Origin of the sequence: Pseudonocardia sp. NPDC049635, from assembly GCF_040659795.1 — a bacterium.
GTDB lineage: Bacteria > Actinomycetota > Actinomycetes > Mycobacteriales > Pseudonocardiaceae > Pseudonocardia.
Genome location: NZ_JBFAON010000011.1, coordinates 120,971 through 141,417, shown reverse-complemented (window position 1 = coordinate 141,417; position 20,447 = coordinate 120,971). Strand labels below are relative to the sequence as shown.

The following is a 20,447-nucleotide window of genomic DNA, read 5'->3' as shown; positions in this document are numbered from 1 at the left end:
CAGGAGAGAAGAAAGGTGACTGCTCGGCGGAATGCTCTTCGATGTGTGTCGATTGCGTTGTCAGCTCGCTGAAACGATGCCGTTCGACACGGTCGTGTCGGCGGCTGTGCCTGCGATCACAGGCCGTGGACAGCGGTTCTGCGGCGCTCGAATACTTGATCGGTCCCGTCCCTTGCCACAGTGGAGCGGCCGTGTACCGGGAACTGCAGGTCTACATCGACTCGTCCGACGATTCCGAGCGGCAGCTCCTGGCCGGGTCACTGGCCGGGGCCCATGGGTTCAACCTGCGGGAATCCGCGACCGGGTTCCCGCGGGACTCGGTCGCGATCCTGCTGGGTGTGACGAGCCTGCAGGTGGCCCAGGAACGGGTCGGTCAGCTGTCCGCCCACGGGTGTCGGGGATATCTGTTGCTGACCGACCGGACCGGGCCGGGCCGGGTGGACCTGGGTCTCTGCGGGACCCTCGACCTGGTCGACCCGACCGAGCTGAGCACCGGTTCGCTGCTGGGCCGGGTGGAGGCGGTGAGCAGGCGGGCGGAAAGCCTGTACCGCACCGACACCGTCCCGGCGACGGTGCCGGCCCCGACGGATCTCGATGACCGTGAGGCCGAGGTCCTGCGCCTGGTGGCGGTGGGCTGCACGAACGAGGAGATCGCCGCCGCGCTCTTCTACTCTCCTCGCACCGTTCGCAACATCCTGCAGGTGGTGTCGGACCGGTACGGGCTGCGCAATCGGGCGCACGCCGCGGCGTTCGCCGCCCGGTACGGCCTGACCTACACGCCGCGAGCCTGCGGACCGGTGTCGCCGCCCCCTGCGCAAGGGGTGCGGTCGACCGGAGCGTCCCGGGGCCACCGGTCCTCACCTGAGGCCGAACTCGTCGTCGAGCATGCCGACCAACTCGTCGTCGGTGACGCCGGTGAAGCCGGTGCCACCGTCCGGGTCGAGCCGGTCGGCGAGCGCCCGGAGCCGAACGGCGAGGTCCGGACCCTCCCCCGAGCCCGGCGGCGGAAGTAGCTCCTCCAGCCGGTCGAGCAGGGCCTTTGCACCCGCACCGGCCCGGTCCCGCCGGGGCGGGTCCGCGGTGGCGAGGAGCTCGACGAGTCGGGCGGTGAGTGCCTCGGGCGTGGGGTGGTCGAAACCGGTGGCGGGATCGAGTTCCAGGCCGGTGGAGGAGCTGAGGCTCTCCAGCATCAGTACCACCCCGAGCGAGTCGAATCCCTGGTCACGGAAGCCGCGGCCGAGCTCCACCTCACCGGGGGACTCGCGACCGAGCACCACCGCAGCAGCCTCGCGCACCAGGTCGAGCACGGCGCGCGACCGAGCCGCAGGGGTGAGCGCGGCCAGCGCGGCGCGGGGGTCCGCGCCGTCGTCCGGCCGGGCCGGCGCCGGGGTCGGGCACGTGTCCACCCCTTCGGCATCCGGGATCTGCTCGGGCCGCGTCCGTGGTGCCGGGTCGGCGCGGTACCGGTTGCGCTGGAACCGGTAGGTCGGCAGCGCGGTGACCCGTGGTGCGGCACCACCGGTGCAGACCCATGCGGTCCAGTCGACGTCGAGCCCCCGGACGAAGGCCGTGGCGAGCCCTCGGCACAGGGCGGGGACCTCGGGCCGTCCGCGCAGCCGGGTCGGCGCCGCGTACACCGAGCCGGGCTCGGTCCCCGACGGGAGGCACTCGGCCACGGTGGCGGTGAGCGAGCCGTGCGGTCCCAGCTCCAGGAATCCACCGACCCCGCCGCGGACCATCGTGGCCACGCAGTCGGCGAACCGGACGGCACCCCGGGCGTGCCCGGACCAGTAGGCGGGCCAGTCGTCCACCCGGGACAGCGGTTCACCGGTCAGGTTGGAGATCACCTCGATCGTCCCGGACCGGTGCCGGGCCGCGCGGGCTGCGGTGATCAGCGCCGGCAGCGCGGGCTCCATCAGCGGCGAGTGGAACGCGTGGCTGGTGCGCAGCACGGAGACCCGTTGCCCCCGTGCGCGGAACCCGGCCGCCAGCTGGTCCACCGCCGCGCGGTCCCCCGAGATCACGCAGGAGCTGCGGCCGTTGACCGCCGCCAGATCGACGTCGGTGTGGCCGTCGAGCGCCACCAGCACCTCGTGCTCCGGTGCGGCGACCGCCACCATAGCCCCCGCGGGTGGCAGCGCCCACATCGCGGCCGCGCGGGCGGCGACGAGCCGGGCGGCGTCGTCGAGGTCGAGGATGCCGGCGCAGTGTGCGGCGACCAGCTCGCCGACCGAGTGGCCCGCCATCGAGTCCGGGCGGACGCCCCACGACTCGATCAGCCGGAACAGGGCGAGCTCGAAGGCGAACAGCCCGGTCTGGGTGTAGAGAGTCCGGTCCAGTACGGGCACCCCGGAATCGTCACCGGGCGCCGGCGGCGCCTCGCCCAGGATCACCGCGCGCAGCGGGAGCGGGTCACTGACCAGTCCGGCGAGCGCTGCGTCCAGGGTGGCGCAGGCCCGGTCGAACGCTGCGGCGAACACCGGGAAGGTCGCGTACAGGTCCCGCCCCATCCCGGGCTCCTGGCTGCCCTGCCCGGTGAACAGCATTGCGTGCCGGCGGCCCGGCTCGATCCGACCGGCCACCACTTCGGTGGGGCGGCCCCCGGCGGCGAACTCACGCAGCGCCCGGAGCCGTGCGGCCGGGTCGCCCGCCACGACGACCGCCCGGTGCTCGAACCGGCTGCGGGTGGTCAGCAGGGAGTACGCCACGTCGGTCTCGACGGTGCCGGGCCGGTCGAGCAGTTCGGCCAACGCCCCGGCCTGGGCGCGCAGGGCGGCCGGCCCGCGCGCGCTCAGCACCAGGGGCAGGATCTCCGGACGGCGTGCTCCGGACCGGTCGACGGGCACCGGTGCGGCTGCACCGGCCTCGACCTCGGGCGCCTCCTCCAGCACGACGTGGGCGTTGGAACCGCTGATGCCGAATGCCGATACCGCCGCCCGGCGAGGACCCTCGGATCGCCATGCGACGGCCTCGGTGAGCAGACGCACCCCGCCGGACGTCCAGTCGACGTGGGTGGTCGGGGTGTCGGCGTGCAGCGTCGCCGGCAGTTTGCCGTGCTGCATCGACAGCACCATTTTGATGACCCCGGCGACACCGGCTGCGGCCTGCGTGTGGCCGATGTTCGATTTCACCGACCCGAGCAGCAGCGGCCGGTCCACCGGGCGGCCCCGCCCGTAGGTGTCGATCAGTGCCTGTGCCTCGATCGGGTCGCCCAGCCGGGTGCCGGTTCCGTGGGCCTCGACGGCGTCGATGTCGGCGGGTCCGAGCCGTGCGTCGGCGAGTGCCGCCCGGACGACGGACTCCTGCGCCGGACCGTTCGGTGCGGTGAGGCCGTTGGACGCCCCGTCGGAGTTGATCGCGGAGCCGCGCAGCACGGCCAACACCGGATGGCCGTTGCGCCGGGCGTCACGCAGGCGTTCGAGGACCAGGACACCGGCGCCCTCGCCCCATCCGGCACCGTCGGCTTCCTCGGAGAACGCCTTGCAGCGACCGTCCTGGGCCAAACCCCGCTGCCGGGAGAACTCGACGAAGACCGCCGGGGTCGACATCACCGTGGCGCCACCGGCCAGGGCGAGATCGCATTCGCCGGAGCGCAGCGACCTCATCGCCAGGTGCACCGCGACCAGGGACGAGGAACACGCCGTGTCGACCGTCAGGGTGGGGCCGGTGAGCCCCAACACGTAGGAGAGCCTGCCCGAGGCGACGCTGCCGGCACTGCCGACGACCAGGTAACCCTCCAGCTCCGGGGGCGCCGGGTCCAGCCGGGCGGCATAGTCGCCGTACATGACTCCGGCGAAGACACCGGTTCGGGACCCGCGCAGCTCGGCCGGGACGATGCCGGCGTGTTCCAACGCTTCCCAACCGACCTCCAGGAGCAGCCGCTGCTGCGGGTCGATCGAGCGGGCCTCGCTCGGCGCGATGCCGAAGAAGTCGGCGTCGAAGTCGTAGGCGTCCGCCAGCAGGTTCGCGTGCCGGGTGTGGAACGTCCCCGGGTGCGTCGGGTCCGGGTGGTAGAGCTCGGGCCCGAAGCGGTCCGGTGGCAGCGGTGCGAGCCCCTCACGACCGGAGTCCAGCAGCTCCCACAGCCGTTCCGGGGAGTCGGCACCACCGGGGAAACGGCAGCCGATGCCGACGACGGCGATCGGTTCGGTCCGGGCGGCCTCGGCCTCGCGCAACCGCTCGTCCGCGAGTTTGAGTTCGGCGCTCGCCCGCCGGAGGTACTCGCGCAGCCTGTCCTGCTCGCTCATCGGAACCGCCTTGTCGATCAGGGCCGAAGCCGCGAGAGGCGGGGAACCGCACTGATTCACCCGTCCGAGATCGGAGCAGACGGTGCAATACGAACGTGACATCGACGAGTGTCGCAAACTCCGATTGCCCGGAACGGCAGGATCGACGTTTTTCCTCACAGTGGTCTTGCGTGGCCCGGGGGATCGGTCCGCGGCGGATCACGCTCAGACCGGGATTTCGCAGGAATGACCACAGCGGTAAGGGGGGGAGAATTCGTGACGCCGGTCCGGCGGTGCGGTGGCCGTTGCTCGGCCGATCGGCGCAGCGGGTGCTCGATCTCGGGCGTCCGGTCCGGGCGGTGGGGCACGTCCCGGGTCACCGGACGGCGCGGCGTACAGCGTGTCGCGGTGGTCGATGTCACGCTGTGTCCATGAGCGACGATCAGTGGTTCTTCTGCCTCCGGCACGACACGGTGGAGCCGAAGGAGGGCTGCCGTGCCGCGGACCGGCTCGGCCCCTACCCGGACCGGGAGACCGCTGCGCGCGCGCTGGAGATCGCCCGGGAACGCACCGAGGCCGAGGACCGCAGGGACGAGCTGTGGAACTCCGACGGGGACCGGGCCGAGGACGGCCGAGCCGGAGATTCCTGAATCGGCCGGGCCGGGACGGTGTTCAGCCGCGGTGCCGCAGGCGCACCGGGACACCGCCGACCGGCACCGGGAGCGAGGTGTTGTCCCAGCGCAGGCGGTGCCCCGGGTCGACGCTCCAGCGGAAGCGGCGCAGCATCTCGTGCAGGATCGCCGTGACCTCCAGGGTCCCGAAGTGCATCCCGATGCACTTGTGCACCCCGCCACCGAACGGGATCCAGGCGTCGCGGTCCGAGCGGTCCTCCCGCCGCTGCGGCCCGAACCGTTCGGGATCGAACCGCTCGGGGTCGGTCCAGCAGGTGCGGTCGTAGTGGTTGACCGCCTGCGCGACGACCACCCGGGTGCCCTGCGGCACGTGATGTCCGGCGATGCGGGTGTCGCGCACCGCGGTCCGCATAACCACCGGCACCGGCGCGTCCATCCGCAGCGCCTCCCGGATCACCAGGTCCAGGTCGGTGAGCGAGCGGAGGTCCTCGACGGTGGGGGCGGCGTCCCCGATCCGCCCGGCGAGCGCGTCGGAGGCCGCGCGGCAGCGCTCCTGCCATTCGGGGTGGCGAGCCAGGTGATAGGCGGTGGCGACGGCCGTCGTGGTCGAGGTGTCGTGGGCCGCCATCATCAGGAAGATCATGTGGTTGACGACGTCGTCGTCGGAGAAGCGGCGGCCGTCGTCGGTCTGCGCATGGCAGAGCGCGGAGAACAGGTCGATGCCCGCACCGGCCCGCTTGGCCTCCAGGTTGGACCGGAACCAGTCCTCCAGCACTACCCGCCCGCGCAGTCCGCGCCGCCACCGGGTGCCGGGGACGTCCTTGCGCACGAACGCGTTCGCCGCCCGCACACAGTCGACGAAGGCGCGGTTCACCGCGTCGGCCTCCGGGCCGGACCGGCTGCCCATGAACACGGCCTGGGCGACGTCGAGGGTGAGCCGCTTGAGCGCCGGGTACAGCCGCATCGTGGACGGCCAGCCCGCCATCACCTCGCGCACCACCGGCGTGGTGGTGGCGACGTAGCCGGCGATCCGGTCCGCGGTGAACGCCTCCTGCATGATCCGCCGGTGGGCGCGGTGCTCGTCGAAGTCGAGCAGCATCAGGCCGCGGTGGAAGAACGCGTCGACGGTCGCCCGCCAGCCCTCCTGGGAGAAGACCTTGTCCCGGTTGGTCAGCACCTCCCGGGTCGCCTCCGGCCCGGTGACGACGACGGCGCGGCCCGCCGGGGACCGCATCCACCAGACCGGGCCGAGCGCGTCGGTGCGGGCCCGGGTGAACCGGTGCCCGAACCGCACGTAGGCCAGGGCGTGGCCGAGCAGCGGCAGTCCGGCGTCACCGGGAATCTCGCGCGTGCCCTCCGGCGCCGCCGCGAACGGCGCGGGTCGCCGGCCCGTCGAGGCGGCCAGCAGTGCGCCGTCGACACGGTCGGGGGTGGGCAGGGTGAGCACCGAGGACCAGCGCTCGCGGGCGTGCTGCATCAGGCTCATCGCCGGTTGCCTCCTCGCAACGACCACCAAACTTGGACAGCTTAGCGTGAACTGCCCAGATCGTTGACGCTGTGAAGCAGCGCGTCCACTATCGGCGGGTGCAGCGGCGGACGATGACCCGGCGGGCCCGCGACCACCTGCGCGCCGAGGTGCTCGACGTCGCGGAGCGGATCACCGTCGCCCGGGAGCGTCTGTCGATGCCCGAGCTGGCCCGGCGGGTCGGGGTGAGCCGGCAGACCCTCTACAGCGAGTTCGGCGACCGGGAGGGGCTCGCCGCCGCGCTGGTGCTGCGGGCCACCGACCGGTTCCTCGACCGGATCGAGGCAGCCCTGGACGGCGCCGCCGACCTGCACGCGGCCTGGGTGGCCGCGGTGCACGCAGCCCTCACCGAAGCGGAGGAGAACCCGCTGATCGCCGCGCTGCTCACCGGCGAGGACGCGGTGCCGTCGGCGTTCGGGACCGGATCGGGGCCGATCGTCGCCGCTGCGAGCGAGCGGGCCGCGGGCTTCCTGCGCCGGGTCCGGCCGGACCTGGCCGACGCCGACGTGCTGCTCGCCGCCGGGACCGCTGCCCGGCTCGTCGTCTCGCACCTGGTGCTGCCCGGCGGGCCGCCGGACCGGGTCGCCGCCGACGTCGCCACCGTGGTGCTCCGGGTGCTGGACGGTCCGGCGACGCTCAGCCCAGGTGCTCGGCGATGAGATCGGCGATGACCTGTTCGCCGCGCCGGCCGACCGTGAGGTCGTGGCCCGGGTCGTCGCGTAACACGTCCAGGCCGCGGGGCGGGCGCACCACGGTCTGCAGCATCAGGGCCCCGGTGCGCGGATCGTCGGCCCGGCGCGGCCCCGGGAAGGGCCGCACGTACCAGTCCCGCGTCACCTCGCCCCACGGGGAGGGAGCGCCCTCGACGAACCGCGCCGGATGGCCGTTGATCTCGACCTCCTGCACCGGGTCCGGGGACCGGCGGGCGTACTCGGAGTAGTCGAAACCGTGCACCAGGGTCAGCTCCACCTCGATCTCGTGGTCCGGGCTCGCGTAGCGGCAGTTGCGGTGGAGCAGCGCCGGGTTCATCGCCGGGCCGAAGGCGCGCCGGACGGCGACCGCACCGGTCTCCCGTGACGCGCTCGTGACCTGGTCCGCCACGCCGGTCGCGACCCGCTCGGCGACCGGGCACATCGGAGTGGTGGCCACCGCGCCCCAGCGCTGGCCCACCTCCACCGACACCGCGTGCGTGAAGCCCACCGGCAGGGAGACCCGGCAGAACCCCAGGCCCGTCGACGGGCCGCCCGAGCGGTCGGGCACCGACTCCTCGCGGAACGCGCGGAACCCGGCGGCCTCGACGGGGGCGGCCCCCCACCGGCGCGGGGCGTCGAACTCCTCGCCCAGCGTGAGCGTGATGTCGAGGTCGCTGCCGACGTGGTGGCCACCGAGCGAGCACACGCCGTGGTCGCTGCGGGACCCCGGCGGGCGACCGGCCGGATCCGCACCGGCCGGGAGGGCCGCGACGGCCCCGTCGAGGATCCGGCACGGGTCCAGGGCGGCGAGTGATTCCGTCGCCGTCGACCCGGCCGGATCGGGGTGCCGCACCAGCACGGGTTCCGCCGGTTCCCACGGGCCTGCGGCCGTGAGCACGGCCACCAGCCCGACGAGAGCGCATCCCGCCGCCGTGAGCGATCCGAAGAGCATCCGGGCCCGTGTCATGCGCCGTCCTCACCATCGTCACCGGGCGGCCCGCCGGTCGGACCGCCCGGGCGTGACTGTGTCAGCGCCCGGTGACGAGCGGAGCGGTTCGGCGCAGGCCCGCGAAGGACGTCAGTCCGCGACGACGAGGACGTGCAGCGTCCGCGGCCCGTGCACCCCCTCGACCCGGTCCAGCTCGATGTCGCTGGTGGCGCTCGGGCCGCTGATCCAGGTGTGCGGGCGGGCCGGGTCGAGGACGGCGACCGCCTCCGGCACGCCCGGCACGATCTGGTCGCTGCGGATCACACAGACGTGCAGGTCGGGGACGAGCGTGGCGGCCCGCCTGCCCTGCCCGGGGCCGTGGTCCAGAATGATCGTCCCGGTCTCGGCGATGCCGACCGCCGCGGTCGACAGCACACCGTCGCACCGGTCCAGCTCGGACACCGTGACCTCGGGCCCGTCCGGCACCACCTCGACACCGGAGGGCACGAGGTCGGCGGGGAAGCCCGGCGGGACGAGGATCCGCAGCGGCCCGGACCCGGCCTGCGGGACGCGCCCGGCCAGGGCACCGGCGACCGCCTGCAGCGCGCCGTCCGCCCGCACCCGTTCCACCACGGCGCGGTAGTCGGCCACCCGCTCGTCGAACCGGTCGACCACCTGCTCGTGATCCGGCGCGGGCGTCGGGCCCGGCCGGAGGACCGGCACGTCGAGCACCGGCTCGACCTGCGGCACGTCGACCAGCGCCCGCCGGGCCCGGGCGAGGATCTCCTCGCGCGCGCTCACGACCGGCCGCCGTCGGTGTCGATGGTCCGGCTCCGATCGCCGTCGGTGTCGGTGGTCCGGCTCCGGCCGCCGTCGGTGTCGGTGGTCCGGCTCCGGCCGCCGTCCGTGCGCTCCCACCAGGCCCGGAACGACTCCGCGGCGGGTACCGGCACGTCCCGGGACTCCGACCAGGCCGCCCCGGGCCCGGGGACGGCACCCAGCACGGTGCGTCCGCCGGGGGCGTGCCGCCCGGCCCGCGCGGCCAGCCTCCCGCCGAGGCCGGCGACGCGCTCGGCCCGCTCCGTGCGGGCCGCCGACGACAGCGTCCAGCTCGCCGCGCGCATCGCCATGTCCTGCACCGACGGAACGCTGCTGGCCTTCTTGTGCGCGTCGACCACCTCACCGCGCAGGTGCACCAGCACCTCCGGGATGTCGATCCGCACCGGACACACCTCGAAGCAGGCCCCGCACAGGCTGGACGCGTAGGGCAACGAGTCGGTCTGCGGGTCGGCGCCGACGCCCCGCAGCTGCGGGGTGAGGATCGCACCGATCGGGCCCGGGTAGACCGAACCGTAGGCGTGCCCGCCGGTGCGTTCGTAGACCGGGCACACGTTCAGGCAGGCCGAGCAGCGGATGCAGCGCAGCGCCTGACGCCCGGTGGGATCGGCGAGCACGTCGGTGCGGCCGTTGTCGAGCAGCACCACGTGCACCTCCTGCGGGCCGTCACCGGGGGTGACCCCGGTCCAGGTGGAGGTGTAGGGGTTCATCCGCTCGCCGGTCGAGGAGCGGGGGAGCAGCTGCAACATGACGTCCAGGTCGGCGAAGGTGGGCAGGACCTTCTCGATGCCGACCACCGAGACGAGCACCTCGGGCAGGGTCAGGCACATCCGGCCGTTGCCCTCGGACTCGACGACGGTCAGCGTCCCGGTCTCGGCGACGGCGAAGTTCGCCCCGGACACCGCGACCTTCGCGCGCAGGAACTTCTCCCGCAGGTGCGCCCGTGCGGCGGCGGCCAGCTGCGCGGGCTCGTCGGTCAGGTCCGCCGGTGCGGCACGCCCGGCCCGGCCCATCTCGCGCAGGAAGATCTCCCGGATCTCGGCACGGTTGCGGTGGATCGCCGGGACCAGGATGTGGCTGGGCAGGTCGTCGCCCAGCTGGACGATCAGCTCGGCCAGGTCGGTCTCCCAGGCGTGGATGCCGGCGTCGGACAGCGCGGCGTTGAGGTCGATCTCCTGGGTCGCCATCGACTTGACCTTGACGACCTCGTCGGCACCGTGCCGGCGTGCGATGTCGACGACGATCGAGTTGGCCTCGGCCGCGTCGCGGGCCCAGTGCACCGTCGCCCCGGCCGCGGTGAGGGAGCGTTCCAGCTGCTCCAGGTAGTCGGGCAGGTGCCGCAGCACCCGGTCCTTGATCGCCGCGCCGGCGAGGCGCAGCTGCTCCCACTCGTCGACCTCCCCGACGACGCCGGCCCGCTTGGTACGGATCGTCCCGGTGGCGTGGGCGAGATTGCGGCGCAGCTGCGAGTCGCCCAGGGCGGCGCGGGCGGCGTCGGGGAAGGCGGGGGTGCCGAGGAAGGTGCCGCTCACCGGGCCACCCCCGCGCTGCCGACGGAACGCTGGTCACCCGCCCGGCCGGGGCCGGCGATGACGGGCTCGGTCTCGGCGAGCACCTCGGCCAGGTGCATCACGCGGACCCCGGACCGTTGCCGGGACAGCAACCCGCCGATGTGCATCAGGCAGGAGTTGTCCCCGGCGACCAGCACCTCGGCACCGGTCTCCCGGACGTGCCGCGCCTTGTCGCCGCCCATCGCGACGGAGGTCTCCGCGTTCTTCACCGCGAACGTCCCGCCGAAGCCGCAGCACTCGGCGGCACCCGGCAGGTCGAGCAGGGTGAGCCCGCGGACCGCCCGCAGCAGCCGGGTGGGCCGGTCACCGACGCCGAGCATCCGCAGCGAGTGGCAGGTGGGGTGGTAGGTGACGCGGTGCGGGAAGTAGGCGCCGACGTCGACGACCCCGAGTACGTCGACGAGGAACTCGGTGAGCTCGTACACCGGCGGGGCCTGCTCGACGTCGCGGACCAGTCCCGGGTCGCCGGAGCGTCGGGCGACCAGGCCGTGCTGGTGGCGGACCGAACCGGCGCAGGAGCCCGACGGCGCGAGGATCGCGTCGTACCTGGCGAAGGCGTCGAGGTGGTTGCGCAGCAGCGGGACCGCCTCGTCGAGGTAGCCGGTGTTGACCATCGGCTGGCCGCAGCAGGTCTGCGCGGCCGGGAAGTCGACGTCGACACCGAGCCGGCGGAGCAGGGTGACGACGGCCTTGCCGGTGTCGGGGAAGAGGGCGTCGTTCAGGCAGGTGACCATCAGGCCGACGCGGGGCATGGGGCCTCCGGGGATGTGGTGGGCGGAGGTGGGGCGGGTCGAGGTCTCGGTGGGCGGAGCGTGGGGTGGGCCAGAGTCTCGGTGGGCGGCACGTGTGGTCGGACCAAGGTAGCGGTATGGTCGGACCACAGACAAGTTCGGAGGGCGACGTGGGTGAGACCCGCAGCGGGCGACCGGCCACCTACGAGATGGTCCTCGACCACGTCGAGCAGCGCCTGACCTCGGGGGAGTGGCGGCCCGGCGACCGGCTGCCACCGGAGCGGGAGCTGGCCGCGCGGCTCGGCGCGAGCCGGCAGGCGGTGCGCGAGGCGCTGCGGGTGCTCCAGGCCCAGGGCGTGATCCGCTCTCAGGTCGGGACGGGCACCGACTCGGGCACCGTCGTCGTCCCCGCCCCGGCTCGGGCGCTGGGCCGGGTCCTGCAGCTGCACCTGGCCGTCGACTCGTTCCCGGTCGTGGACGTCACCGAGGCGCGGGTGATGCTGGAACGCTTCTCCGCGAGCCTGGCCGCGCGCCGGCGCACCGCGGCGGACCTGCTGGCGCTGACCGCCGAGCTGGACGCGATGGACGCCGATCTCGGCCCGGAGGAGTTCAGCGACGCCGACATCGCCTTCCACGTCCTCATCGCCGGGGCGGCCGGGAACCGGCTGGTCAACGAGCTGACCGTGGCGATCCGGGAGTCCGTGCGCGGGGTGCTGCTCGACGCGATGCGCGCGCAGGGGGACTGGGCCGCGCTGCGTGAACGGCTGCGTGCCGAACACCGGCAGATCCACGCGGCGCTGACCGACGGGGACCGGGCACGCGCCGCCGACCTGATCGAGGCGCACATCCGCGCGTTCCACGGCAGGCTGGTCCTCTAGCATCTGCCTTCGTCGCGGGCCCGCGGTGCCCGCCCGGGAGGAGGTCCGGCGTGCCTGCATCCGAGAGGTCCGAGGACGTCGTGCGCGCGGTGGCGGCCCGCCACCGGCGTGCGCTCGCCGACCTGGTCGAATCGTTGGACGACGCGCAGCTCGCCGCCCCCAGCCTGTGCGCGGGCTGGGACGTGCGGACGGTCGCCGCGCACGTCGCCTCGGTGCTGACGATGTCGATGCCGGGCCTGCTGCTGGACCTGCTGCTGGCCCGCGGCGACGTCGACCGGGCGATCGACCGGGTCGCCCGGCGGACGGCCCGCCGGCCGGTGTCCGCGATCGTCGCGACGCTGCGCGACCACGCGGACAGCCGGTTCGCCCCACCCGGCACCGGCCCGCGCGGGCCGATGACCGACGCCCTGGTGCACACCGCCGACATCACGGTCCCGCTCGGCCTGCCCCACGACCCGGACCCGGCCGACGTGCGGATCGGGCTGGAGTTCGTCGTCGGGCGGGCGGCCGCCGGGTTCACCACCCGGGAGCGGCTGGCCGGGCTGCGGTTCGTCGCCGACGACGCCGGGTTCGCCCACGGCGAGGGTGACGTCGTCTCCGGGCGGGGCATCGACCTGCTCGTCGCGGCCTGTGGCCGCGCAGCCGTGCTCGACCGGCTCGACGGGCCGGGGGTCGACGTACTGCACGGGCGCCTCGGCTGATCCGGCGCCGGACCGGTGGACCTCAGTCGCCGAGTCCGGCGAGCCGGGCGACGTGGGTCAACCGGTCGACCGCGGCGTGGTGCAGGTGCGCGCCGACCTCGGGATCGGCCTGCCCGGCGAACGAGCGGGCATGGGTCCCCTCGATCACGATGGCCAGCTTGAACCCGGCGAGGACCGTGTACCAGCCGACCGCGGACAGGTCGCGGTCGGAGCGGCGCGCGTAGGCCGCCACCAGTTCGTCCGTCCCGGGCAGCCCGCCGAGGGCGGCGAACGCGGCCCCGGCGAGCGGCTCGGGGCCCTCCGGCCAGGTGACCAGCAGCCAGCCCAGGTCGAGCAGCGGGTCGCCGACCGTGCACATCTCCCAGTCGACGATCGCCGCCACCCGCGGTGTCACGGGATCGAGCAGCAGATTGTTGAGGTGGTAGTCGCCGTGCACCAGCCCGGCCCGCGACTGTGCGGGCCGGTGGGCCTCCAGCCATCGGGCGAGCTCCGGGACGTGCGGGAGCCGGTGCCCCGGGTACCCCGGTACCCGCTCGTAGGAGGCGAGATGGTCCAGCCAGCGGGGGACCTGCCGTTCCAGGAACCCGGCGGGCCGGCCCAGCTCACCGAGGCCGATGGCCTCGTGGTCCACCGCGTGCAGCCGGGCGAGCGCGGTCGCGGTGTCCAGTGCGGCCGCCCGGCGGGCGTCCGGGTCGCCGCGGTACGGCTCGCCGACCGCGGTGCCCGGGTGGTCGCCCTCGACCGCCTCCATCAGGTAGAAGACCACGCCGAGCACGTCGGTGTCGGTACAACCCGCGACGAACGCCGGGTGCGGCACGTCGGTGCCGGCCAGCGCGGAGAGCACCCGGATCTCGCGGGCGATGGTGGCGTCGCTGCCCGGCCGCGGGTGTTCCGGTGGGCGGCGCAGCACCAGGTCGCGCCCACCCCAGGACAGCCGCAGCACCACGTTCTGGGTTCCGCCGCCGATCCGGTCGACCTGCTCGATCGGGCCGGACAGCCCGTGCCGCTGCCCCCAGCGGGCCAGTGCGGCGAGATCGACGACGTCGGCGGACAACCAGTCCGGCTGGCTCGCGATCGGCATCCCGGCACGGTAACCCGGGACGGGCGATCCGTCCCGGACCGTCCGCGGACGACCCGGCGCCGGGTTGAAGGAGTCGACAACACCCGGCCTGCCGGGCAGGTGACAGGGCTCACGTCACCGACCAGGGTGCGGTCATGACCAGCCAGCGCACGACGCCCGCCTCCACCGGCCCGGCCTTCGGGCTCTGGTACGACTTCCGCAACCCCGACCCGGACCGCCCGTTCAGCTCCTTCTACGCCGAGGTGCTCGACCAGATCTCCTGGGCCGAGCAGCGCGGTCTGGACTCGGTCTGGCTGACCGAGCACCACTTCTGCGACGACGGCTACAGCCCCTCGCCGTTCGTGCTCGCCTCTGCGATCGCCCAGCGCACCGCCCGGATGCGGATCGGCACCAACCTGATCGTCTCACCGCTGCACGACCCGGTGCGCCTCGCCGAGGACTCGGCGACCCTGTCGCTGCTCGCCGGCGGCCGGTTCGACCTCGGTGTCGGGCAGGGCTACTGGGTGCGCGAGTTCGAGGCGTTCGGTCGGAAGGTCACCCAGCGACCCAGCCTGCTGGAGGAGGGCGTGGAGGTGATCCGGCGGGCCTGGTCGGGCTCCGCGGAGGGCTTCGAGGGCCGCCGCTACCGGCTGCCGCAGCTGCCCGTCACCCCGGCGCCGGAGACCCCGCCGCAGCTGCTGGTCGGTGCGATGGCCGACGTCGCCATCGAGCGGGCCGCCCGGATCGCCGACGGGTTCCTCTCCACCCAGAACATCCACCACCGCAGCTACCTCGACGCGATGGAACGGCTCGGTCGCCCCGCCGCCGACGCCCGGATCTACGCCGGCCAGTGGACGATCGTCGCCGAGGACCCGGAGAAGGTCTGGTCCCAGGTCGGCGGGCACGCCCTGTACCAGCTCAACGAGTACATCTCGTGGGGCGCGTTCGGCCCGCCGGAGGAGGTGCCGCGGTTCACCGATCCCGCCCAGATCGTCGAGGCCGGTGCCTACCAGCTGATGGACGCCGCGATGGCGGTCGACCACTTCAGCACGCTGCTGTCGGACACCCCGCAGATCCGCGACGTGCACTTCTGGGCGATGCTGCCCGGTGAGCCGGTGGACAGCGGCTCGGAGCGCATCGCCTACCTGGCGGACAAGGTCGTCCCGGCGGTGCGGGAGCGGCTGCGCGCGTGAACGAGCTGCTCGTCACCGGGTTCACCGAGCGGGCCCGGCGTCACCACCCGCACCGGCCGATCGTCGGTTACGAGGGCGGGGAGCGGGTGCAGTGCTACGACTACGCCGGTTACGCCGAGCGGGTCGCCCGGCTCGCCGGGGCACTGCGCCGGCTCGGGGTGCGCCCCGGGGACCGGATCGGCTCGCTGTGCTGGAACCACCACCGTCACCTGGAGCTCTACGCCGCGGTGCCGCTGGCCGGGGCGGTGCTGCACACGCTGAACCTGCGGCTGTCGGCCGACGAGATCGCCTACATCGCCGGACACGCCGACGACCGGCTGATCATCGCCGACACCGACCTGATGCACCTGCTCGACGGCGTCCGCCCGGAGCTGGGGGTGCTGGACTCCGGCGACGCCTACGAGGCACTCGTCGCCACCGGTCCGGTGTGGAACGGGCCGCCGGAACGCGGTGAGGACGACCTCGCGGTGCTCTGCTACACCTCGGGCACCACCGGGCGGCCGAAGGGCGTCGGCTACACCCACCGCGGCCTCTACCTGCACACCTTCGCCGCGTGCCTGGCCGACGGGCACGCGATCTCGGCGCGCGACACGGTGCTGCACGTGGTGCCGCTGTTCCATGCGAACGCCTGGGGCGTCCCGTTCGCAGCGACGATGGCGGGTGCCGCGCAGGTGCTCCCCGGCCCGCACCCGTCGGTCGGTGACATCGCCACGATCATCGCCCGGGAGCGGGTCACCTACCTCGGCATGGTGCCGACGGTGGCCACCGACCTGCTGACGCACGTGCGCCGCGAGGGCAGCGACATGTCCTCGTTGCGCGCGCTCGTCCTCGGCGGCTCTACCCCGTCGCTGGAGCTGATCGCCGCCTGGGAGGACCTGGGCGTGCCGGTGTACCAGGGCTGGGGGATGACCGAGATCTCCCCGATGGCCACCTTCACCCGCGATCCCGATCCGCCCGACGATCCGGCCGAGCGGCACCGTCGCACCCGCACCCAGGGCCTGCTGCTGCCCGGCCTGGAGTGGCGGATCGTCGACGACGACGGCGCCGAGCTGCCCTGGGACGGCGAGTCCGCCGGGGAGCTGCTGATCCGCGGCCCCTGGGTGGCGACCTCCTACTACCTGGGGGAGGCGCCGGACCGGTTCACCGACGGATGGCTGCGCACCGGGGACGTCGCGACGATCGATCCCGACGGCCGGCTGCGCATCGTGGACCGGGTGAAGGACCTCATCAAGAGCGGCGGCGAGTGGATCAGCTCGGTCGCGCTGGAGCAGGCGCTGCTGGCCGATCCGGACGTCACCGACGCCGCGGTGATCGCGGTCCCGCACCGGCGCTGGCAGGAGCGCCCGCTCGCCGTCGTCGTCCCGCGGGAGGGCAGCACCGCCGACGGACCGGAACTGCTGGCCCGGCTGCGCGAGCGGGTGCCACGGTGGTGGCTGCCCGAGGACGTCGTCACTGTCGGCGCGCTGCCCCGGACCAGTGTCGGCAAGACGGACAAGCGGCGGCTGCGCACGCAGTTCGCCCCCACGACCGAGAAGGAGTGATCGACCATGGCGTACCTCGAGGTGGAGGACGGCAAGCGGGTCTTCTACGAACACCACGCCGGCGCCGGACGCCCGGTGGTGCTGGTGCACGGCTGGGCCGCCAACGCGCGCTGCTGGGACACCACCGTGTCCGCGCTGCTCGCCGCGGGGCACTCGGTCACCACGATCGAGCACCGGGCCTGCGGACGGTCCGACGCGGACTTCACCGACACCTCGATCGGGGCGATCGCCGGTGACGTCGTCGCCCTCGTCGAACACCTGGGCCTGCGTGAGCCGGTGCTCAACGGCTGGTCGCTCGGCGGTGCGGTGATCATCGAGGCGGCCCGCAGGCTCGGGTCGAACCTGGGCGGCCTGGTGCTGACCGGTGGCGCGACGCCCCGCTACACCAGGACGGAGGACTGGCCCTACGGCGGCACCCCGGACGACGTGGAGGGGGTGCTCGCCGGGTTGGCCGCCGACCGGCCGGGCACCTTCCGCACCGTCGCCGAGGCGGTGTGCGCCAAGCCGGTCGGCGAACCGACGGTGCAGGCGATCTGGCTGGCGTTCCTGGAGAGCGGTCCGCGCTCCTCGGACACCCTGCGCGACCTGGCCCAGATCGACCAGCGGGAGATCCTGCCGACGCTGACCGTCCCGGTGCTGCTGCTCTGCGGCCGGGAGGACGGCTTCGTCCCGTTCGACGCGGTCGCCGCGTCCCGCACGATGTACCCCGACGCCCGGTTGGTCGAGTTCGGCGGGGTCGGGCACGCCCCGTTCCTGGAGGACGGCGAGACCTACCGCACCGAGCTGCTGGGCTTCCTGGCCCGCCTCGGGAGCTGACCGTGGGGCGGACCTGGGTGGTGACGGGCGGGTCGCGCGGGATCGGCCGGGCCGTCGTCGACCGGGCACTCGCCGAGGGGGACACGGTGCACGTGCTGGCCCGGTCGGTGGAGCGCGACACCTGGCCCGTCGCGGTCCGCGACCGGGTGCACCCGGTGCCCGCCGACATCGCCGACACCGCTTCGGTGCAGCGGGCGATGGCGCTCGTCGAGCAGTCGTCGGGATCGGTGGACGTGCTCGTCCAGTCCGCGGGGGTGCATCGCGGCGGCCGGTTGGACCGGCTCGGCGACGACGCCTGGGAGGAGGTGCTGGCCACCAATCTCGGGGGTGCGTTCCGGGTGGCGCGGGCCGCCCGGCCGCTGCTGACCGAGGGCTCCTGCGTCGTCAACATCGGGGCTGTGGTCGGGCTGCGCGGGTACCCGGGTGACGCGGCGTACGGCTCGGCGAAGGCCGGGCTGGCCGGGCTGACCGCCACGCTGGCGATGGAGCTGGCCGCCGACGGGGTGCGGGTCAACCTGGTCGTCCCGGGCTTCGTGGACACCACGATGACGGCCGGGTTGTCCGGGGCCTCCCGGTCGGCGGTGGTGGACGGGATCCCGATGGGCCGGCCCGGCCGTCCGGAGGAGATCGCCGACGTGGTGTGGGCGGTGGCTGGGGCGACCTACATGACCGGCTCGACGGTCGCGGTCGACGGCGGGCTGCTCGCCTCGTTCGGAGCGCCCCGGCGCAGGCGGTCCTGAGCGGACGGCCACCGACGCGACGGTGCCCCGCAGCCGAGCGGCTGCGGGGCACCGTCGTTCATGTGCGGCCGATCAGGGGGTGACGAACACCGCGGTGGTGTGCTCGGTGTCCAGGTACTCCTTGACCGATGCGATCTTCCCGTCGCGCACCGTGAACAGGAAGTGGTAGAGGTTGTTGTAGACGCGGCCGTTGGTCAGCTCGGTGTAGGACTCGGTCTCGACCGCGACCCGGTCGCCCTCGGCGGTGAAGGCCAGCGGGGTCAGCCGGATCGCGCCGCTGGTGGTGGAGGCGGCGATCCCGGAGACCATCTCGGCGAACGCGGCCTTGTCCTTCGTCCCGGAGATGCCCGGGATCGTCCCGGCGACCCACCAGGTGGCGTCGTCGGTCAGCCGGGACAGGATCGCCTCGACGTCGCCACCGGAGAACACCTCCATGAACTCCGTGACGATCTGCTTGTTGCGCTCCTCGGTCGTGCTCATGTGTCCTCGTCCCTCGTCGTCAGCCCGCCCGGCACAGTGCGGGCGGGCGCGGTCAGCTGGCGGACGACCATGTCGGCGTAGCGGTCGGCGATCTCCTCGATCGTCAACCGCCCGGCCGGGTCGAACCACTCGTTCGGGCCGTTGATCAGGTCCAGGATCGCCAGGCCGGCGAGCCGGGGGTCGGGGCAGTCGAACTCACCCGCCTCGACCCCCTCGGCGATGTGCCGGGCGATCCGGCGCTGGTAGTCACGCCGGTAGCTCTGCACCGCCTCGAGCCGTTCCGGGGAGAGCGCGCGCAGCTCCCGGCCGGCGACGAGCCAGGCGTCCCGGTTGGCTCCGATGTGGGTGATGTGCGCGCGCACCAGCGCGGCGAGCCGCTCGGCGTGGCTCCCCGGACCGTCCAGCAGCGGCATCTGCTCCACGACCATGTCGCGGTCCACGACGTAGATCGTGTGTAGCAGCAGCTCCTCCTTGCTGCGGAAGTGGTGGTACAGCGACGCCGCCTGCATGCCGGCCGCGTCGGCCAGGGCCCGCATGCCCACCCCGTGGTAGCCGTGCTCCCGGAACATCCGGCTCGCCAGCGCGATGAGTTCGGACTTGCGGGAACCAGCGCGCGCCGGGCGTCCCCCCTGGCTCGGATCGGCGTTCATGACCCGAGACCCTGTCACCGTGACCACCTCCGGGAGCGGCCGGGGACCTCAGGCGGGGACGGCCGTCGAGACGCCCATCTTCTGCAGCTCGGGCACCACCTTCTCGCCGAACAGCTTCAGGCTCGCCCGGACCTTGTCGAACGGCAGGCCCGCGAACGACGGTGCGACGTTGGGCTGGTGGTCGCCGAACAGCTCGATCCGGCGCCGGTACTTCTCGATGATCTGCTGGGGAGTGCCCCAGATCTGGGTGTCGGCGTAACCCGCGGCGGCGGCCTCCATGCCGGCCTCGCGGATCATGTCGGCACCGGCCTGGTAGGCCTCGTAGCCCTTGGTCTCCCGCCAGTGCTTGCCGGCGAAGTCGTAGTGCTTGACGACGGAGAGGAAGTACCGCGACAGGTACTCGCGGGCCGTCCGCTCGGCGACCTCGGGGTCCTCGTGGCAGTAGATGAAGTCCTGGGTCAGGACCGGTCCCGGCTCGGTGCCGTGGGTCTCCCGGTAGACCTCGCGATAGCGTTCGATCGCGGGGACGTGCTGCTCCGCCGGGTACTGCATGAAGGTCATCATCCGGGCGCCGATCTTCGCCACCGCGGGCACCGAGTCCGGTGACATCGCGACGCCGTAGAGCCGGCCCTCCCAGTCGTTCCCGGCCTCCGGTGCCGGGCGGATGTCGACCCGGGGCTGGTCGTAGTAGGTGCCCTTGTGCTCGACGTAGCCCTTCCGCAGGCCCTCGATGATCAGCGGTGCGGCCTCGTCGAACCGGCCGCGGGACTCGTTCATGTCCTGCCGGAAGCCCTCGTACTCCATCTTCGCCAGACCGCGGCCCATGCCGAAGACGACCCGGCCGCGGGACAGGATGTCGAGCATCGCGACCTTCTCGACGACCCGTACCGGGTCGTTCCAGGGCAGGATCACCGCGCCGGTGCCCAGCTTGATCCGGCTGGTCCGACCGGTCAGGTAGCTCATCAACTGCAGGTTGTCCGGGCACATTGAGTAGTCGTCGAAGTGGTGCTCGGCCGCCCAGACGGAGTCGAACCCGTACTCCTCCGCCAGCACACCGAGCTCCGCCTCCTGACGGAACATCTCCGCGTCGCTCAGATCCTCGTGCCAGTTCTGGAACACGAGCAGGACACCGACATCCATGGCGGTTCGCCTTTCTCATCTCGACGAAGGGGTTGCCTAACGATCGTTAGGGCTGTCAGGGTAGTGTGACGCGTCACAGCGGGTCAAGGCTTCGACGGAGGTGGCA

General features: G+C 73.3%; 18 protein-coding genes and 1 pseudogene. 9 read left to right on the top strand and 10 right to left on the bottom strand.

Annotated elements, in window-relative coordinates:
- Window positions 1–41: 41 nt before the first annotated feature.
- Window positions 42–743 (top strand): annotated as a pseudogene (locus tag AB0J24_RS15735) (helix-turn-helix transcriptional regulator); the annotation flags it as partial.
- A gap of 114 nt (window positions 744–857) precedes the next feature.
- Here the strand turns inward: AB0J24_RS15735 and AB0J24_RS15730 are convergent.
- A complete protein-coding gene (locus tag AB0J24_RS15730) occupies window positions 858–4,247 on the bottom strand; it encodes a type I polyketide synthase (RefSeq protein WP_358681418.1) in 3,390 nt (1,129 codons plus the stop codon).
- A gap of 410 nt (window positions 4,248–4,657) precedes the next feature.
- Between AB0J24_RS15730 and AB0J24_RS15725 the strand changes: the two genes are divergently transcribed.
- A complete protein-coding gene (locus AB0J24_RS15725; protein ID WP_358681415.1) occupies window positions 4,658–4,876 on the top strand; it encodes a hypothetical protein in 219 nt (72 codons plus the stop codon).
- A gap of 22 nt (window positions 4,877–4,898) precedes the next feature.
- Here AB0J24_RS15725 and AB0J24_RS15720 read toward each other — a convergent pair whose 3' ends face one another.
- Entirely contained in the window at window positions 4,899–6,344 is a 1,446-nt protein-coding gene (locus tag AB0J24_RS15720) for a cytochrome P450 (RefSeq protein ID WP_358681412.1), read from the bottom strand.
- A 71-nt stretch (window positions 6,345–6,415) separates the two neighbouring features.
- Between AB0J24_RS15720 and AB0J24_RS15715 the strand changes: the two genes are divergently transcribed.
- A complete protein-coding gene (locus tag AB0J24_RS15715) occupies window positions 6,416–7,042 on the top strand; it encodes a TetR family transcriptional regulator (RefSeq protein WP_358681409.1) in 627 nt (208 codons plus the stop codon).
- Here the strand turns inward: AB0J24_RS15715 and AB0J24_RS15710 are convergent.
- From AB0J24_RS15710 to AB0J24_RS15695, 4 genes are all read right to left on the bottom strand, one after another.
- Window positions 7,020–8,042, bottom strand: a complete 1,023-nt coding sequence (locus tag AB0J24_RS15710) for a hypothetical protein (protein ID WP_358681406.1) — start codon at window positions 8,040–8,042, stop codon at window positions 7,020–7,022. The genes AB0J24_RS15715 and AB0J24_RS15710 overlap by 23 nt on opposite strands.
- 111 nt (window positions 8,043–8,153) lie before the next feature.
- Window positions 8,154–8,804, bottom strand: a complete 651-nt coding sequence (locus AB0J24_RS15705) for a lactate utilization protein C (RefSeq protein ID WP_358681403.1) — start codon at window positions 8,802–8,804, stop codon at window positions 8,154–8,156.
- On the bottom strand, window positions 8,801–10,372 hold the full coding sequence (locus AB0J24_RS15700; protein WP_358681400.1) for a lactate utilization protein B: 1,572 nt from the start codon (window positions 10,370–10,372) through the stop codon (window positions 8,801–8,803). The genes AB0J24_RS15705 and AB0J24_RS15700 overlap by 4 nt, the downstream gene beginning before the upstream one ends.
- Window positions 10,369–11,163 (bottom strand): (Fe-S)-binding protein, encoded by a 795-nt coding sequence (locus AB0J24_RS15695; protein ID WP_358681397.1) that lies wholly within the window; start codon window positions 11,161–11,163, stop codon window positions 10,369–10,371. Before AB0J24_RS15695 ends, AB0J24_RS15700 begins: the two co-directional genes overlap by 4 nt.
- A 149-nt stretch (window positions 11,164–11,312) precedes the next feature.
- Here AB0J24_RS15695 and AB0J24_RS15690 point away from each other — a divergent pair, with 149 nt between their 5' ends.
- Complete coding sequence (locus tag AB0J24_RS15690) at window positions 11,313–12,020, top strand: GntR family transcriptional regulator (protein WP_358681394.1); 708 nt, start codon at window positions 11,313–11,315, stop codon at window positions 12,018–12,020.
- Window positions 12,021–12,070: 50 nt separating this feature from the next.
- On the top strand, window positions 12,071–12,721 hold the full coding sequence (locus tag AB0J24_RS15685; protein WP_358681391.1) for a maleylpyruvate isomerase family mycothiol-dependent enzyme: 651 nt from the start codon (window positions 12,071–12,073) through the stop codon (window positions 12,719–12,721).
- Window positions 12,722–12,743: 22 nt separating this feature from the next.
- Here AB0J24_RS15685 and AB0J24_RS15680 read toward each other — a convergent pair whose 3' ends face one another.
- Window positions 12,744–13,802, bottom strand: coding sequence for a phosphotransferase family protein (locus tag AB0J24_RS15680; RefSeq protein WP_358681388.1), 1,059 nt, complete (start codon window positions 13,800–13,802; stop codon window positions 12,744–12,746).
- 134 nt (window positions 13,803–13,936) lie between these two features.
- Between AB0J24_RS15680 and AB0J24_RS15675 the strand changes: the two genes are divergently transcribed.
- Genes AB0J24_RS15675 through AB0J24_RS15660 form a run of 4 tightly spaced genes read left to right on the top strand, consistent with a single transcriptional unit; the run spans window position 13,937 to window position 18,071 of the window.
- Window positions 13,937–14,974 (top strand): LLM class flavin-dependent oxidoreductase, encoded by a 1,038-nt coding sequence (locus tag AB0J24_RS15675; protein WP_358681385.1) that lies wholly within the window; start codon window positions 13,937–13,939, stop codon window positions 14,972–14,974.
- Window positions 14,971–16,515: a long-chain-fatty-acid--CoA ligase gene (locus AB0J24_RS15670; RefSeq protein WP_358681382.1), complete on the top strand. Its 1,545-nt coding sequence runs from the start codon at window positions 14,971–14,973 to the stop codon at window positions 16,513–16,515. The genes AB0J24_RS15675 and AB0J24_RS15670 overlap by 4 nt, the downstream gene beginning before the upstream one ends.
- A 6-nt stretch (window positions 16,516–16,521) precedes the next feature.
- The gene (locus AB0J24_RS15665; RefSeq protein ID WP_358681379.1) at window positions 16,522–17,331 is read left to right on the top strand and encodes an alpha/beta hydrolase; all 810 of its coding nucleotides are present in this window, start codon (window positions 16,522–16,524) and stop codon (window positions 17,329–17,331) included.
- 2 nt (window positions 17,332–17,333) lie between these two features.
- Window positions 17,334–18,071 (top strand): SDR family oxidoreductase, encoded by a 738-nt coding sequence (locus tag AB0J24_RS15660; RefSeq protein ID WP_358681376.1) that lies wholly within the window; start codon window positions 17,334–17,336, stop codon window positions 18,069–18,071.
- 72 nt (window positions 18,072–18,143) lie between these two features.
- Here AB0J24_RS15660 and AB0J24_RS15655 read toward each other — a convergent pair whose 3' ends face one another.
- The 3 genes from AB0J24_RS15655 to AB0J24_RS15645 are packed head-to-tail and all read right to left on the bottom strand — an operon-like array spanning window position 18,144 to window position 20,341.
- Window positions 18,144–18,551, bottom strand: coding sequence for a nuclear transport factor 2 family protein (locus tag AB0J24_RS15655; RefSeq protein WP_358681373.1), 408 nt, complete (start codon window positions 18,549–18,551; stop codon window positions 18,144–18,146).
- Window positions 18,548–19,201, bottom strand: coding sequence for a TetR/AcrR family transcriptional regulator (locus tag AB0J24_RS15650; protein WP_358681370.1), 654 nt, complete (start codon window positions 19,199–19,201; stop codon window positions 18,548–18,550). The genes AB0J24_RS15655 and AB0J24_RS15650 overlap by 4 nt, the downstream gene beginning before the upstream one ends.
- A 48-nt stretch (window positions 19,202–19,249) precedes the next feature.
- A complete protein-coding gene (locus tag AB0J24_RS15645) occupies window positions 19,250–20,341 on the bottom strand; it encodes an LLM class flavin-dependent oxidoreductase (protein ID WP_358681367.1) in 1,092 nt (363 codons plus the stop codon).
- Between the last annotated feature and the right edge of the window lie 106 nt (window positions 20,342–20,447).